We start from the raw sequence: 15,817 nt of genomic DNA on the forward strand, positions 1-15,817 counted from the left end.
AAATGACCAAGGATGTCTCGGTCGCCCTTACCTTCGATTTCGACGCCATGTCGCTTTGGATCGGCACCTTCGGAATGACCTCCCCCAGCGCGGTATCGCGTGGCGAGTTCGGTGCCATCGGCGTGCGCCGCATCATGAAAACATTGGAGGAAGCCTGCATTCCCGCAACGTTCTTCGTCCCCGGCCACACCGCCTATGCCTTTCCGAAAGTGGTACAGGCCATCGCTGAAGCCGGGCATGAGATCGGACACCATGGCTGGGTTCACGAGAACCCGGTTACCGTCACCGCAGAGCGCGAACGCGAGATCATGGCGCTGGGTCTTCAGGCGCTGAACGATGTGGTCGGGATCAAGCCGACCGGCTATCGTTCCCCTGCCTGGGACAACAGCCCGCAAACGCTCGAGCTGCTGTTCGAGAACGGATTCGAATACGAAAGCTCGATGATGGGCAACGACTTTCAACCCTATTGGTGCCGCGTCGGCGACAAATGGAGCGCGAGCGGAAAATGGGAGTTCGGCAAGCCCGTCGAGATGGTCGAAATCCCGGTCGCCTGGCACCTCGATGACTTCCCGATGTTCGAATATGTGCCTGGCTCGAACCAGGCCGTCATCACGCCGCGCCAGTTCCTTGAGATGCTCAAGGACGAGTTCGATTGGCTTTATGAACGTGAAGGCCAGGGCATCTTCGTGCCGACGATGCACCCGCAGGTGATCGGACGCGGTCACCGGATGATCGTTCTGGAGCAATTCATCGACTACGTGAAATCGAAGCCCGGCGTCAAGTTTACCACGATGACCGACTACGCCCGCAAGTGGCGCAAGGACAAGACACCGAGCCTGCCCATGGATGCTGTTTCCTGAGGGATCGGCGCATCGTCGCGAGGCGCCCTGACCGAGCGCCTCGTCCGACCCCTGGTTACGCGACAACAAGGACAGAACATGAAAGACGACCCGCAACCCGACCAGCAGACACTGTCCGGCCTTACCGCGCCTGGGTCCATCACGCTCGACACGTGGGGCATCCCGCACATCCGCGCAGAAAACGAAGCCGATCTGTTCTTTCTGCAAGGTGTGAACGCCGCGCGCGAGCGGCTTTGGCAAATCGATCTGTGGCGCAAGCGGGGTCTGGGTCTGCTCGCCGCCAGCTTTGGCCCCGGGTATCTGGAGCAGGACCGAGCGACGCGTCTGTTTCTCTATCGCGGCGACATGGCGGCGGAATGGGCCGCCTACTCCGAGGATGCAAAAGCGATCTGCACGGCCTTTGTTGCGGGCATCAACGCCTGGGTGGATCAGATCGTCCGCACAGGCGCCGAACTCCCGGTCGAATTTCTGGTTACCGATACCCGACCCGAACAATGGGCGCCCGAGGATGTGGTGCGGATTCGCAGCCATTCGATGATGCGCAACGGCATGTCCGAAGTCATTCGTGCCAACGTGATGGCGCGCGCTGACGCCTCTGTTGACCTGTTGCGTCAGTTCCTCGAACCGCTTCATGACATTGTGGTCCCCGAAGGCCTCGACCTCGGCGCCGTGCCGGTCGAGGCGCTGGATCTGTTCAAGCTGGCGATCGCGCCGGTTTCATTTGAACCCGAGCGGATGGCCGCACCCCTTGCCGAGGCAGGGCAGTGGCGCAAACCCCTGGCGACGGGCGATGTGGTGCGCGACACCAACGGCCAGGGGTCGAACAACTGGGTCATCGCGCCGGAGCGGAGCGCAACCGGAAGGCCGATCATGGCCAGCGATCCCCATCGCGCCCATGCGGTTCCATCGTTGCGCTATATCGCGCACCTGACCTGCCCGACCCTTGATGTCATCGGCGCGGGCGAGCCCTGTCTGCCGGGGATCTGCATTGGCCACAACGGTCATGCGGCCTTTGGCCTGACGCTGTTCTTCGGGCCGGATCAGGAAGACATGCGTGTCTACGAGTTGAACCCCGAGGACCCCAATCAGTACCGCTATGGCGATGGCTGGGAAGACATGACCGTGTTGCGCGAGCCCGTGCCCGTTCGCGGGACCGGGGCCCAGGAGCTGGAGCTTCGGTTCACGCGGCATGGCCCGGTGATCTGGTCGGCCGGCACGACCGCGCTCGCCGTGGAAACCGTCTGGAACACTCCGGGGTCGGCACCCTATCTGAAGTCACTCGCGTCAATGCGATCGCAGGACTTCGCGACCTTTCGGGGCCATATGGAAAGCTGGGGCGTCCCGGCGGCCAACCTCGTCTATGCCGACACCACGGGCGATATCGGCTGGACGACGGCGGGGTTCAGTCCCGTCCGCCCGAACTGGGACGGGCTTCTGCCAACCCCCGGCGACGGTCGGTTTGAATGGGACGGCTTTTATCCGGGCCACAGGCTTCCCCAGGTCCTGAACCCCGCCGTTGGCCATTTCGCCACAGCGAACGAAATGAACCTGCCCGAAGGCTGGGATCAAGGCACGGACCAGATCGGGTACGAGTGGCTGGAGCCCTCGCGGGCGCACCGAATTGCAGAAGTGCTCGACACCCGCACGCCGCATGGGATCTCCGACAGTGAAGCGCTGCAATGCGATGTCCTGTCGATCCCCGCCCGGCGGTTGGTCACCCTGCTCGATGCCGTCGCAGATGTGCCGCACGACGCGCAGGCCCTGTTCAAGGGCTGGGACTATCGCCTGACCGTCGATAGCGCCGCCGCCGCCCTTTTTGAGTGCTGGTGGAGCCGACATTTGCGCCCGGGCCTGTTCGCGTTGGTCACCGACGATCCGGACGTTGCCGCCTGGCTTCTGCCCGGCGACCCTGCCGGCGTGCTCGCCTGCCTCGAAAATCCGGATGCGCGTTTGGGGGATGAACCGAAGGCCGCGCGCGATCGCCTGCTGATCACCACCCTCGACGCGGCCCTGAAAGACTGTCGCTCCATGATGGGCGACGCGCCGTCAACATGGCGTTGGGGCACACTCCACAAGGGCCGTTTCCGAAACGCCCTCGCGCGTCTCGATACCGCGGCCGACTTGCCCCCGATCGACGAAATCGAGGTCCCGGGCAGCGACAGCACCCCGATGAACGCCCTTTACGCAACCTCGGACTTCTCCGTCACACTCGGCGCCTCGGTGCGGCTCGTCATCGAAGTGGGGGATTGGGACAATAGCCGGTTCATCAACGCACCGGGCCAGTCCGGCAACGTGGCGTCCGAACATTATGCGGATCTTTTGGTGCCTTGGGCGAAGGGGGGGTATTTCCCCTTGGTCTACACTGAAAATGCGATCAACGCGGCCGCACAGGTGCGAATCGAGTTCCTGCCGCCTGCATGAATGCCGTGCGACGTGCCCCGCAAACGGGCATGTGGCATGACGTCCGACCGGAAACGCCAGCCTCCGCCCCGTCCTTGACGGGCGGGGGCTTATCGCAATTCTCTTTTTGTGGGAAGGCTCTCAGCTTGGGGGCATCTTGGATTGGAGATGCGACGTGAAAAGTACGAAAGCCGATGTGCCAGCGCAGACGTACATATCCGCCACGGTCACCCGTGACGGCGCGATCAACGTCACCTCCACCGATGCGGACCAGGCAAACTTCTTTGAAGAAAACGCCATACTGGCCGCGCATGCGCGTCGTTTCCTTGCGTCTGGCCGCACAACTGTCAGGTACACCTTCATTGACGACGCCGAACTCTGGCACCTCGTCTCGATGCACGCCTTGCCGGATGCGTTTGGCAAGGAGATGGGACGGATTCAGGTCCATGTGAGCACGTCCTCGCCCTTCGGCCTGACGCTTCGTGAACTGGACGTGTTGACGCTGATTGCGGCCGGGCACGCGAACCAGCACGTCGCGGATTGTCTCGACATCAAGCTGCGCACCGTCACCACGCATGTCGAGCACATACTCGTCAAACTTGGCAGATTGACCCGAACTGCGGCGGCAACGCTTGCGGTTGATTATGGGCTCTTGCGGTTGCCCACGCCGGGCGGGGGGCGCAATCTTCAGCCGCTGACTGCGGGGCTCCTCGACGTCGAGGAACCTGTCAGTCCGGTATCGCGGCGCCGGGCCGTTGCGAACCGCCCCAAACCGATCACCATCGGGACGCCTCTCAGCCTCAAGGGGCTCGCGGCCTCCGATGCCCGTGAAATGATGATGAGCGCTCGCCTGGCCGTAAGCGAAATCAATGCCGCCGGTGGCGTATTGGGACGGCCGCTCGAACTGCATGAAGTGTCCTGCGACATCGGGGATCCAGGCAGTGTCCTGCGCGCGGTCGACTACCTGATCGACCAGGAAGTCGATGCGATTGCCAGCGGCTATTCCGTCGCCGAAATCCAGATACAGGACCGGATGGCAGATTATGGCGCGCCCTATCTGCACTGTGCGACAATGGAGGCAATGGTCGAGCGGGTCCGGCAGGAACCGGACCGGCTGAGCAATATCTTTCAGATCTGCCCCAGCGACACAGGGTATGGACCGCGCTTCATCCAGTTCCTCGATCAGCTCGAGGCATCCAGGCAGTGGACCCCGCACAATCGACGCATCGCGATCATCCAGCCCAAGTGGTCCCAGATGGATATCGGGATCGATCGCGTCGAGGCCATGGCCGAGCGCCGCGGGTTCAAGCTCGACGTCATCAACGACCTGCCGGTCAAGAATATCGACTGGACCGATGTTCAACGGCGCCTGCACAATATCGACCCCTGTGCGGTCTTTCTGGCCTATTATTTTCCTGAAGAAAACATCGCGTTCCTGCGAAACTACCTCGCAGATCCCGGGCAGGCATTGATCTACACGCTCTATGGCCCGTCAATTCCGGCCTATCGGGAAGAGCTTGGGGCTGCTGCAAATGGCGTGATCTGGGCCACGACAACCGGGCGCGCGGATACGATTGCGAACACGAATTTCGAGAGAGCCTACAGAAATATGCATGGCCGCGATCCCGGCCATTCCCACGCCGGGCTCGCCTATGACCGCGTTCACCTTCTCGCGCGGGCCTGGCATGAAACCGGCGATCCACGCGGGTTTCGCCTGGTGTCGGACGCCTTGCGGAAGGTTCCATATCGTGGCGTGAACGGCATGTACTTCATGGACAACGCCGGACAGTCCGTGAGTTCGCCCGATCTGTCTTCGGTCGATCCTTCGCTCAGCCACCCCCACCTGATCTTCCAGATCCAGAATGGCCGACAGCAACTCTTGTCGCCTTCCGCCATCGAAGACCGGAACTTCCTTGTGCCTCCGTGGTTTGGCGCTGTTGCGTGAACCGGGTGAGGGCCGAGGTTTCCCTTTGCCCCGCCGCACGTGCCATCATCAGGGCCTGACCGGCCGGAGGACCATTGCTAGCGTTGCTTCGGCGGCGCCGTCGTTGCGCGCATCATCAGTTCCACGTCGAGTCTGGTTCTGACGACGTTCAGCGAATCCGGACTGGCGATGGCGTCGATCAGATGCCGGCCGGCCAGAGATCCGATGCGGCCGGCCGGGATTCGCACGGTCGTCAGGGCCGGCATCATGTCGGCCGACCCGGCGAAGTCGCCGATGCCGATGATCGAGATGTCGCGAGGAACGTTCAGCCCGAGCGTCATCGCGGCCGAGACAGCGCCTTGCGCGATCACGTCGTTGCCGCAGAGCAGGGCCGAGGGCGGCTCTGACCGGCGCAGCAGATCCAGACACACCGATTTCGACTGCGCGATGCTGTAAAGCGAACGGCCCATCCATTCGACCGGGACGTCGATGCCGACGGCGGCAAAGGCGGCTGTCGCCCCTTCGAACCGTGCCCGGGCGCGGTCGTTCTCGGCCGTTGGCGGAAAGACGATGCCGATCCGGCGATGCCCGAGAAGAACGAGGTGTTCCGCGGCTACCCGTCCGGCCTCGGTGTTGTCGGCGCCGACGCTGGAGATCGGCGAGTCGGGCGCATAGCTCCAGATCGCGAGTGCGGGAACGCCCTGCTGCTCGATCAGCCGATAGGTATCGGCGCTGTGATCCAGCCCGATCAGCGCCACCCCGTCGACCCGATGTTCGAGCAGTTTTCGGAGCACGTTGTATTCGGTTTTCAGATCATAGCCATGGGTCGCCAGAAGGACGGTGAATCCTTCTTCGCTGACCGCGTCGCTGAACGCCTGGACGACCTCGGCGAAGATCGCGTGATCCACGGTCGGAACGATCAGGCCGATGGTCGCGCTTCGCCGTCCATGCATTGTCTGGGCCGCGCGGTTGCGGATGTACCCGGTCTTGCGGATCGCCGCGTCGATCTTTTTCCGAGTCGCCGGATGCACCAGATCGGGGTGATTGATCGCGCGAGACACCGTTGCCGGCGAGACCCCGACAAGGCGGGAAACGGAAACGATGTCTATCTTTTCGCCTTGTTTTTTCATGGCTTTTTCAGACATTTCTGGAAATATATGAAAACATTTGCAAAACTATTTTCATGACCTAGTTTGGAAGTCAAGCGCCGGGACAGGTTTGAGGAAAGCGACCCCGGCGCGGGAGGGGAAATCGATGTTCGAGCAATTCAGCCGTCCTGCGCCAGCAATGGCGGGGACTGTCCCGGGAGCCGTTGTTCCCACGTCAGGCGCAACGTCTGGCAGGTCTCGCAGGTGTCAGGAGGGGTCTGGCATAGGGCGACCGTCGGGCTGGTCGGCCAGATATCGGAATGCATCGGCCGGTTGCCGCATCGAGCAGGGGTTCGACGCCTGCAGCAGACGGCGGCCCCATGCGGCGTCCAGCGTTTTGCCTTGGGAGTGACTGCCATGAATGTTCACGACGATACCGTCGCCGTCGATCAGGTGATGGCAAAGGCCCGTGCGGCCCAGGCTGCCTATGAGGCGGGCGGAAGCCAGGCGCGTTATGACCGGGCCGCGCAGGCTGTGGCCTGGGCGATCATGGAACCGTCGCGCAACAAGGCCCTTGCAGAGCTGGCTGTGCGGACGACGGGCCTTGGCAATGTTGCCGACAAAATTACCAAGAACCACCGCAAGACGCTGGGGCTGATGCGAGATATCGGGGTCGTGCGGACATACGGTGTTCTTTCCGACGATCCGGAGACCGGCATAACCGAGATCGCACGTCCGCTCGGCGTGATCGGTGCCGTCGTGCCCTCGACCAACCCGGCCGCCACCCCCGCCAACAACATCATCAATGCGGTCAAATGCGGCAATGCGATCATCCTGTCGCCATCGCCCAAGGGTGTCGCCTGCTGCGAGCTGCTGCTGGACTATATCCACGCCGAATTCGACAAGATTGGCGAGGACCGGGATCTGGTGCAGATGATCCCTGCGCCCGGTGGCAAGGCAAGAACGCAGCGGCTGCTGGAGACCGCCGATCTTGCCGTCGTGACCGGCAGTCAGGACAATGTCCGGCGCGCCTATTCCAGCGGGACGCCAGCCATCGGCGTCGGCGCCGGTAACGTGACCGTCATCGTCGACGAGACTGCCGATCTGGCCGCAGCCGCAAGCAAGATTGCCGCCTCCAAGACTTTTGACAACGCCACCTCGTGCTCTTCGGAGAACGCGCTTGTGGTCGTGGACGCGATCTATGACGCATTTCTGGACTGCATGGCCGCAGAGGGCGGCGCAATCCTGCCGTCCTCCGAAGCGCCTGGCATCATCGGTCGGCTTTGGCCGGACGGTCACCTGAGCCGCGAGATCATCGCCACGGATGCCGATGTGATGATCGAAAAGCTCGGCCTTCGCGGCAAGGTGCCCGAGGACACCCGCTTCATCGCGGTCGAGACCGCGGGCATCGGCCCGGACCATCCCCTTTCAGGCGAAAAGCTCAGCCGCGTCGTCGCGCTTTACCGCGCCGAAGACTATGATGACGCCGTCGAGATCACCCGACGCATCCTGTCGCATCAGGGGGCCGGTCATTCGATCGGCATCCATACCGGCGATCCGGACCGTCCCGGCGCCCTTGGCGGCCAGATACCGACGTGCCGGGTGATCGTCAATCAGGCGCATTGCTTTGCTACCGGCGGTTCCTTTGACAACGGCATGCCGTTCTCGTTGTCGATGGGTTGCGGCAGCTGGGGCGGCAACTCGATCGACGATAACCTGCACTGGCGGCATTTTCTTCAGAAAACGCGGATTATCCGGCCGATCCCCCCGCGCGAGCCGTCGCTTGACGAGATATTCGCAGACTATTGGGCGGAGGCGGGCAAATGAGGCTGCTCGCGTCGTCCCCTCCCGAAGGCACGGTGCGCGACTGGCTCGATTATCGGGCCGAAACAACGGGCCAGACGACCAGTCATCTGTTTCCGGACGGCGCGCCACATCTGACATGGGGCGAGCTGCGCGACGGGGCGGCCGATATCGCCCGGCACCTCACCGGCCTTGGCATCGCGAAGGGCGATAGTGTGGCGCTCATGGTGCCCAACAGTCGCGAAGGCATCCTGTGTCTGTTCGGGGTGTTCTACGGCGGGTTTCGCGCCACGGTGATCAATCTTGCCGCCGGGTCGGAGGCGGTCGGCTATGCGCTGTCCCATTGCGAGGCCGGCTATGTGCTGGTCGGCTCGGCGCAGCAGGAGTTATTCGAGAGCGCGACTGCCGCGCACAAGGTCGACGCCCGCCCGATCCGGGTGGCAAGCGAGATCGAATGGCCGCAGGCGAGCGTTGCCGGGACGCTCCACGACCACACCGCCGAAGATGACGCGCTGCTCATGTACACCTCCGGGACGACCGGGCGGCCAAAGGGCGTGGTGCACTCTCACCGCAGCCTTCTTGCCGGCGGCTGGACGACGACACTCGCCCATGAACTCGGTCCGGACGACCGCGCGCTCTGCGTCCTGCCGATCTGCCACATCAACGGATTATGCGTGACGATCATGGGGCCTCTGGTTTCGGGCGGAACGGTCGTGATTTGCGACCGGTTTTCGACGGCGCGGTTCTGGTCGATCTGCGCAACCTGCGAGGTGACGTGGTTTTCGGTGGTGCCGACGATCATCTCGTATCTCATTCACGGCGAGGCCGATCCTGACGCGGCGACGCGTGCCCGCATCCGGTTTGGCCGGTCCGCCTCGTCCCCGCTTGCGCCCGAGGTTCAGGAGTTCTTTGAACGCCGCTTCGACATTCCGATTGTTGAGACAATGGGCCTGACGGAGACCTCGGCGCAGATCCTGTCGAATCCGTTGCCGCCGGGCGTGCGCAAGCTGGGATCGCCCGGCAAGGCCTATGGCAACGAGGTGGCGATCCTGTCGACGGCGCGGGTGCCACAGCCGCCGGACGTCGAAGGCGAGATCGCGGTCAGGGGGCCGAATGTCATGCGCGGCTATCTCAAGAACCCCGAAGCGACGGCGGCCGCACTGATCGGCGACGGATGGCTTCTGACCGGAGATCTGGGAAAAATCGACAGCGACGGCTACCTTTTCGTCACCGGACGCCTCAAGGAACTGATTATCAAGGGCGGAGAAAACATCGCCCCCCGCGAAGTCGACGAGGCGCTTTATGCGCATCCCGATGTGATCGAGGCCGCGGCGTTCGCGCGCCCCTGCAAGAGCTATGGGGAAACTGTGGAGGCAGCCGTCAAGCTGCGCGAAGGCTCGGCACTGACGCAAGAGGACCTGATCCGCCTGTGCCAGGACCGGCTGGGCCGGTTCAAGAGCCCGGACGTCATTCATATCCTCGACGACCTGCCGAAGGGCCCATCGGGGAAGATCCAGCGGCTGAGGCTTGCGCAGATAACGGGGTAAACGCATCCAGACCGAAAGACGGGGGAGGGAAATCGGGAGGGTTGACGCGGTTGCGTCATGAGTGACGACCAGGTCCCCTGGGATAAAAAAGTGCAGAAATTCAGGGAAATACAAAGGGAGGAACACTGTATGATCCGCAAATCGAACACCAGAATGGCACTGGGCCTGTCGCTCGTTGCAGGCACGCTTGCCTTCGCGACGGTAGCACCTGCGCAGGACTATCCGAACCGACCCATAGAACTGATCGTGACCTTCGGTCCCGGCGGCGGCGCCGACCTGATGGGCCGGCAAATGGCCCGTTTCCTCGAAGCGCCGCTTGGCGTACCGGTTCCGGTCTCGAACGTTGCCGGTGCATCGGGAAATGCCGGGCTGACGGCGCTGCGGACCAACGCGGCGGACGGGTATACGATGGGCACGCTCATCTCGCTCACCGTCGCCTCGTGGGCTGCCGGGCTTGGTGACAACGAACCCGAGGATTTCCGCGTCATCGCGGTCGCGCAAAGCTCGCCCTCCTTCCTGTTCGTGTCCTCAAACAGCCCCTACAAGACTGCCGAGGAGCTTTTCGCCTACGCGCGGGAACATCCCAGCGAGATCACTGTGGCGACCTCGGGTTATGGCACTCAGGATGACGTGACGCTCAAGATATTGTCCGATGCCGGCGTCGCGCTGGCGAACGTTCCACTGCAGGCGCCTGCCGAGCGTTATGCCTCTGCGATCGGCGGTCACACCTCGGCGATCTACGAGGAGCCCGGTGACGTTGCGCAATTCGTGGAAGCCGGACAACTGATCCCCGTGGTGGTCTTTGATACCGAACGGCATCCCGAGTTTCCCGATGTCCCGACCTCGGCCGAGCTTGGCATCGACATCTCCGGCCTCGACAACTTCCGCAGCATCGCGGTTTCCGCCGACGTGCCGGACGAGATCGTCGCCAAACTGCAATCCGCGATCCTCGACGTCGCGGCCTCGGACGAATGGCATGCGTTCTGCAAGAAGACCTACACCTGCATAGAGCCGGTGACCGGAGAGGCCGCGCAGGCGATGGTGCGTGATTTCAAGGATGTCATCGCGGCGAAGCTCGGTTCCTGAGGGCGGTCGCGTGGAAAACCGATTGACCTCGGACCACCGGACCGATGCGCAGGTCGGACGGGCGCAGTCGTCCGGCCTGCGTGTGCTGCTGCCGACGGTCTTGCCGGCGATGCTTGTTGTGCTGGGACTGGTCCTGCCCCTGTTCATGTTCGAGGGCGACCAGCACCCGAGCAAGATCGGCCTTGGCCCCGGGGCGTGGCCCGATGCCATCCTGAAGGGGATGTCCTTTTTTGCGGCACTTTGGCTCGCGCGCGAAATATGGGTGCTCGGACGTGCGGGCCGGACGACAACCCTGTCTCCGCCGGATGACGATCTTTCCTATTCCTATGCCAAGGCCATTGGCGGCCTCGTCATGATCGTCGCCTATGGCTGGCTGCTGCCCCTGACCGGCTTTGCGCTGACCACCGCCGCCTTCATCGCGCTTTGGTGCGTCTTTGGCGGCGTGCGCAAGCCTCTTGTCGTCATCCCCGTCTCGCTTCTCGGCACCTATGCCCTGTTGTGGGTGTTCATGGGGCTCGCGTTGATGCCGCTCAGCCGTGGGGTCGGCGTCTTCAATAGCTTCAGCATCGCTCTGTTGCAGCTTCTGGGCATCTACTAACAGAAAAGGCCCGAAACATGAGTACGATCCATCTTTTGGCCGGCGGCTTCCAGGCTGCGTTCCAGTTCTGGCCGTTCCTGACCATTGTCACGGGGCTGCTCGTCGGCGTCGTTGCAGGCGCGATCCCCGGCATCTCGTTCGTCAACGCGATGGCCATGGCATTGCCGTTCACCTATGTCATGGAACCCACCCAATCCATGCTGTTTCTGGGCGGGATCTATGTCGGGGGTGTGTTCGGCGGATCGATCTCTGCGATCATGATCAACGTCCCCGGAACGCCCGCGTCGTTGCCCGCCACCTGGGAGGGCTATCCCATGACGCGGCAGGGCAACGTCAAGCGGGCGCTGGCAATCGCGGTCACCGCCTCGGCAACGGGCGGGCTGGTCAGTGCGCTGGTTCTGGCGTTCCTGTCGGCGCCCTTTGCGACCTTCGCGCTGCGGTTTTCGCAACCCGAGTTCTTCGCGGCAACGCTTCTCGGTCTGGTCAGTGTCATCGCCATTGCCAAGGACCAGCCGCTGGTCACGATGGTTTCCCTGCTTCTCGGCATCGCCGTCGGCACGGTTGGTGTCGATCCTCTGTATGGTCAGGCGCGGTTCACCTTCGGTGTCCCGGAGATGGAAAGCGGCGTCCGCTTTGTCGTCGTGATGATCGGCCTTTTCGCCATCGGCGAAGTGGTCGATCTGCTGGCGACCAATCGCGACCTGCGGCCGAAGAAGATCGACGGCAAGGGCCTTGGCGTGAGCTTTCGGGACATCCTGAACGTGAAAGGGGCGATCCTGCGGGGAACCGGGCTGGGGTGCATGATCGGCGTCATTCCGGGCGCCGGCGCGACCCCGGGGGCAGTCATTGCCTATGGCGTCGAGAAACAGGTGTCAAAGCGCGGGAAGGAATTCGGGACCGGCGTGGATGAAGGGCTGGCGGCGCCGGAAGCGGCCAAGAATGCCACAACCGGGGCCGCAATGGTGCCGCTGCTGACGCTTGGCATCCCGGGCAGTGCGGCGACCGCAATCATGCTGGCCGCGATGATGCTCCACGGCGTCAATCCGGGACCGCTTTTGTTCATCATGGATCCGTCGATGGTCTATACGATCTTTGCCGCGATGATCATTGCCAACCTGCTGATGATCGTGGCCGGCATCGGGGTGGCGCAGGTGTTTTCGACCCTGATGCGGACGCCGCCCGCAATCCTTGCCGCCTTCATTGTGGTCCTGAGCGTTGTCGGTGCCTACGGCGTTCGCAACAACGTCTTCGACGTCTATGTCTGCCTTGCTTTCGGTGTTCTGGGTTGGGGGATGAAACGCATCGGTTTTCCGACCGCACCGATGGTGCTGGGCGTGATCCTTGGACCGCTGGCCGAACGCTACTTTCTCACCTCGCTTGCCAATGCCCATCAGGACTGGACCGTCTTCTTCGTCCGTCCGATCAGCGCGACGATCCTGTTTCTTGCGCTGGTGTTCGTGTGCTGGTCGCTCTGGCCAGCTCTCAAGCCGATCGCCCGGCGTCTGCTGGGCCGCAAGGAAAGATTCAACGTCTAGATCCTTCCGCACCACCAAAGGCCTGCACGCGGCGTCGGCGCCATCTGTCTGTGCGGCCGCTCACGGAAATACGAGGAGACCCATTCATGAAGATGACGACCGAAGAAGCGTTTGTGAAAGTCCTGCAGATGCATGGGATCGAACATGCATTCGGGATCATCGGGTCGGCCATGATGCCGATTTCCGATCTGTTCCCGGCCGCGGGGATCAAGTTCTGGGATTGCGCGCATGAGGTGAACGCCGGCATGAGCGCCGATGGCTACACCCGCGCCACCGGCAAGATGTCGATGGCGATCGCCCAGAACGGCCCCGGCATCACCAATATGGTAACGCCGATCATCACCGCCTTCTGGAACCACACGCCGCTGCTGCTGGTCACGCCGCAGGCCGCCAACAAGACCATCGGCCAGGGCGGGTTTCAGGAAATGCAGCAGATGGCGCTGTTCAAGGATTGCGTCTGCTATCAGGAGGAGGTGCGGGATCCGACCCGGATCGCCGAGGTGCTGAACCGGGTGATCCTCAAGGCGTTCCGGGGCGCGGCGCCGGCGCAGATCAACGTGCCACGCGATTTCTGGACCCAGATCATCGATATCGAGCTTCCGCAGATCGTGCGGATCGACCATCCGCCGGGCGATCCGTCAGCGATTGCCGAGGCCGCCAGCCTGCTGTCCGGTGCGCAGTTCCCGGTGATCCTGAACGGGGCGGGCGTCGTGCTTTCGGGTGCGATCCCGGTCGCCGTGCAACTGGCCGAGCGGCTGTCGGCGCCTGTCTGCTGCAACTATCAGCACAATGACGCGTTTCCGGGGTCGCATCCGCTGTCCTGCGGACCGCTCGGCTATAACGGCTCCAGGGCGGCCATGGACATGATTTCCAAGGCCGACGTGATCCTCGCCCTCGGCACCCGGCTCAATCCGTTCTCGTCGCTGCCGGCCTATCAGACCGAATATTGGCCGAAGGACGCAAAGATCATCCAGGTCGATATCAACGCCGACCGGATCGGGCTGACCAAGAAGGTCGCGGTCGGCATTCAGGGCGATGCGCGCAAGGTGGCCGAGGCAATCCTTGCCGGCCTGTCGGAGCAGGCAGGCGACGCCGGGCGCAAGCAACGCGAGGACATGGTGGCCTATGCCAAGTCGGCCTGGGCCCAGCAACTCGCCTCGATGGATCACGAGGACGACGATGACGGCATCAGCTGGAACGAGCGCGCCCGAACCCGCGAACCGGACCGGATGAGCCCGCGTCAGGCCTGGCGCGCGATCCAGAGCGCGCTGCCGGCGAATGCGATCATCAGTTCGGACATCGGCAACAACTGTGCCATCGGCAATGCCTATCCCAGCTTCGAGCAAGGCCGGAAATACCTGGCTCCGGGGCTGTTCGGCCCCTGCGGCTATGGCCTGCCGGCGATCCTTGGCGCCAAGATCGGATGCCCGGACGTGCCTGTCGTCGGTTTCGCGGGCGACGGCGCCTTCGGGATCTCGATGAACGAGATGACGGCCTGCGGGCGCAACGACTGGCCGGCGATCACCATGGTGATCTTCCGCAACTACCAGTGGGGCGCCGAGAAGCGGAACACGACGCTGTGGTTCGACGACAACTTCGTCGGCACCGAACTGAACCTCGGCGTGAACTATGCGAAGGTTGCCGATGCCTGCGGTCTGAAGGGCGTGCAGGTCACCGGGACCGAGGCGCTGACAGAGGCGCTCAGGACTGCGGTGAAGGAACAGATGGAGGACGGCATCACGACCTTCATCGAAGTCGTCCTGAACCAGGAGCTTGGCGAGCCCTTCCGGCGGGACGCCATGAAGAAACCGGTCGTCGTGGCCGGAATCTCGAAGGCCGATTTCGTGGCCCAGACCCCCCGCCTTTGATGGTGGAGGGCCGTCGGGAGTGCCGGGACACCGGGGAGACGGGGACTGTGACGGTCCCCGTGCCCGGCCCTGCTGAACGCAAGAGGACAAGCGCGCGATGTCGGTTCTGAACAATATTGCCACTCTCTGCCGGACGGCGCGGCCGCATATCGTGCTGTCCGAGGGCGAGGATCCGCGCGTCGCCGAAGCGGCGGTTCGCGCCGGCGCCGAGGGTCTGGCCCGGATCACCTTGCTTGGGGCAACCGACAGGGTGCGCCGCGGGATCGCCGGGGCAGCGGGGCAGGCAGAGATCGACGTGCTCGATCCCGAAGCCTCTGACAGGATCGAGGACTATGCCACAGCCTATCATGCTCTGCGGCGGCACAAGGGCGTCGACATGGTGGAGGCGCGCAAGGTCATGCGCTCACCGCTGGGGTTTGCGGCGATGATGCTGCGGCAGGGCGATGCCGACGGAACCATTGGCGGCGCCGTCGCGACGACCGCGGAAACCGTGCGGACTGCCCTGCAGATCGTCGGCAAGGCCGAGACGGCCGATGTCGTTTCAAGCTGCTTTCTGATGCTGCTCGGCGCTCCGTTCAGCCGGCCGGTGATCTTTGCCGATTGCGGGCTGATCCTGCAGCCGACGGCGGTCGAGCTGGCGAGCATCGCCATCGCTTCGGCCGGGTCGCTGACCGCGCTGACAGGCCAGACGCCGCGGATCGCGATGCTGTCGTTCTCGACCCTCGGCAGCGTTCCCGATACCGCGCATGAATCGATCGGCCGCATCAATACGGCGGTAAGACTGGTGCGGGACCGCAGACCCGACCTGATGATCGAGGGCGAGATCCAGTTCGATGCCGCATTGATGCCCGATGTCGCGTCCTCGAAGGCACCTGCCTCGATCCTTGGCGGCAACGCGAACGTCTTTGTCTTCCCAAGCCTCAGCGCGGGCAACATCGGCTATAAAATCGCCCAGCGGTTGGGCGGCGCGATGGCCCTCGGTCCCATCATTCAGGGACTTGCCCGTCCGGCAAACGATTTGTCGAGGGGATGCAGCGTTGATGATGTCTATCGGATGATTGCCATTACCGGCGCCCAGTCGGCCGCGATGAAGCGGATTGCCGCGTGA

The 15,817-nt window shown here is 63.3% G+C and carries 11 protein-coding genes; 10 read left to right on the forward strand and 1 reads right to left on the reverse strand.

The annotated features are described in order from the left end of the window. The first annotated feature begins 2 nt into the window (after positions 1-2). The 3 genes from DQG17_RS17610 (at position 3) to DQG17_RS17620 (ending at position 5,205) form a co-directional block, all read left to right on the forward strand. Positions 3-860 (forward strand): polysaccharide deacetylase, encoded by an 858-nt coding sequence (locus DQG17_RS17610; RefSeq protein ID WP_116134192.1) that lies wholly within the window; start codon positions 3-5, stop codon positions 858-860. Between the two features lie 78 nt (positions 861-938). Further along, complete coding sequence (locus DQG17_RS17615; protein ID WP_116134193.1) at positions 939-3,281, forward strand: penicillin acylase family protein; 2,343 nt, start codon at positions 939-941, stop codon at positions 3,279-3,281. A 106-nt stretch (positions 3,282-3,387) separates the two neighbouring features. Beyond that, positions 3,388-5,205: an ABC transporter substrate-binding protein gene (locus DQG17_RS17620; protein WP_198666181.1), complete on the forward strand. Its 1,818-nt coding sequence runs from the start codon at positions 3,388-3,390 to the stop codon at positions 5,203-5,205. A gap of 77 nt (positions 5,206-5,282) precedes the next feature. On the opposite strand, the gene DQG17_RS17625 is transcribed toward DQG17_RS17620, so the two are convergent. Next, positions 5,283-6,314: a LacI family DNA-binding transcriptional regulator gene (locus tag DQG17_RS17625; RefSeq protein ID WP_232829492.1), complete on the reverse strand. Its 1,032-nt coding sequence runs from the start codon at positions 6,312-6,314 to the stop codon at positions 5,283-5,285. Positions 6,315-6,689: 375 nt separating this feature from the next. Between DQG17_RS17625 and DQG17_RS17630 the strand changes: the two genes are divergently transcribed. The 7 genes from DQG17_RS17630 (at position 6,690) to pta (ending at position 15,817) form a co-directional block, all read left to right on the forward strand. Then, positions 6,690-8,099 (forward strand): aldehyde dehydrogenase family protein, encoded by a 1,410-nt coding sequence (locus DQG17_RS17630; protein WP_116134196.1) that lies wholly within the window; start codon positions 6,690-6,692, stop codon positions 8,097-8,099. Continuing rightward, positions 8,096-9,622 (forward strand): AMP-binding protein, encoded by a 1,527-nt coding sequence (locus DQG17_RS17635; protein WP_116134197.1) that lies wholly within the window; start codon positions 8,096-8,098, stop codon positions 9,620-9,622. Before DQG17_RS17630 ends, DQG17_RS17635 begins: the two co-directional genes overlap by 4 nt. Positions 9,623-9,751: 129 nt before the next feature. Continuing rightward, positions 9,752-10,708 (forward strand): tripartite tricarboxylate transporter substrate binding protein, encoded by a 957-nt coding sequence (locus tag DQG17_RS17640; protein WP_116134198.1) that lies wholly within the window; start codon positions 9,752-9,754, stop codon positions 10,706-10,708. Positions 10,709-10,718: 10 nt separating this feature from the next. Next, the gene (locus tag DQG17_RS17645; RefSeq protein WP_157973655.1) at positions 10,719-11,306 is read left to right on the forward strand and encodes a tripartite tricarboxylate transporter TctB family protein; all 588 of its coding nucleotides are present in this window, start codon (positions 10,719-10,721) and stop codon (positions 11,304-11,306) included. Positions 11,307-11,323: 17 nt separating this feature from the next. Continuing rightward, entirely contained in the window at positions 11,324-12,841 is a 1,518-nt protein-coding gene (locus tag DQG17_RS17650) for a tripartite tricarboxylate transporter permease (RefSeq protein ID WP_116134200.1), read from the forward strand. A gap of 86 nt (positions 12,842-12,927) precedes the next feature. Further along, the gene (gene xsc / locus DQG17_RS17655; RefSeq protein WP_116134201.1) at positions 12,928-14,709 is read left to right on the forward strand and encodes a sulfoacetaldehyde acetyltransferase; all 1,782 of its coding nucleotides are present in this window, start codon (positions 12,928-12,930) and stop codon (positions 14,707-14,709) included. Between the two features lie 97 nt (positions 14,710-14,806). Beyond that, positions 14,807-15,817 carry a phosphate acetyltransferase gene (gene pta / locus DQG17_RS17660; RefSeq protein ID WP_116134202.1) on the forward strand — a complete coding sequence of 337 codons (1,011 nt, stop codon included), beginning with the start codon at positions 14,807-14,809 and terminating at the stop codon, positions 15,815-15,817.

This window comes from Tropicimonas sp. IMCC34043 (assembly GCF_003390845.1).
Taxonomy (GTDB): Bacteria; Pseudomonadota; Alphaproteobacteria; order Rhodobacterales; family Rhodobacteraceae; genus Tropicimonas.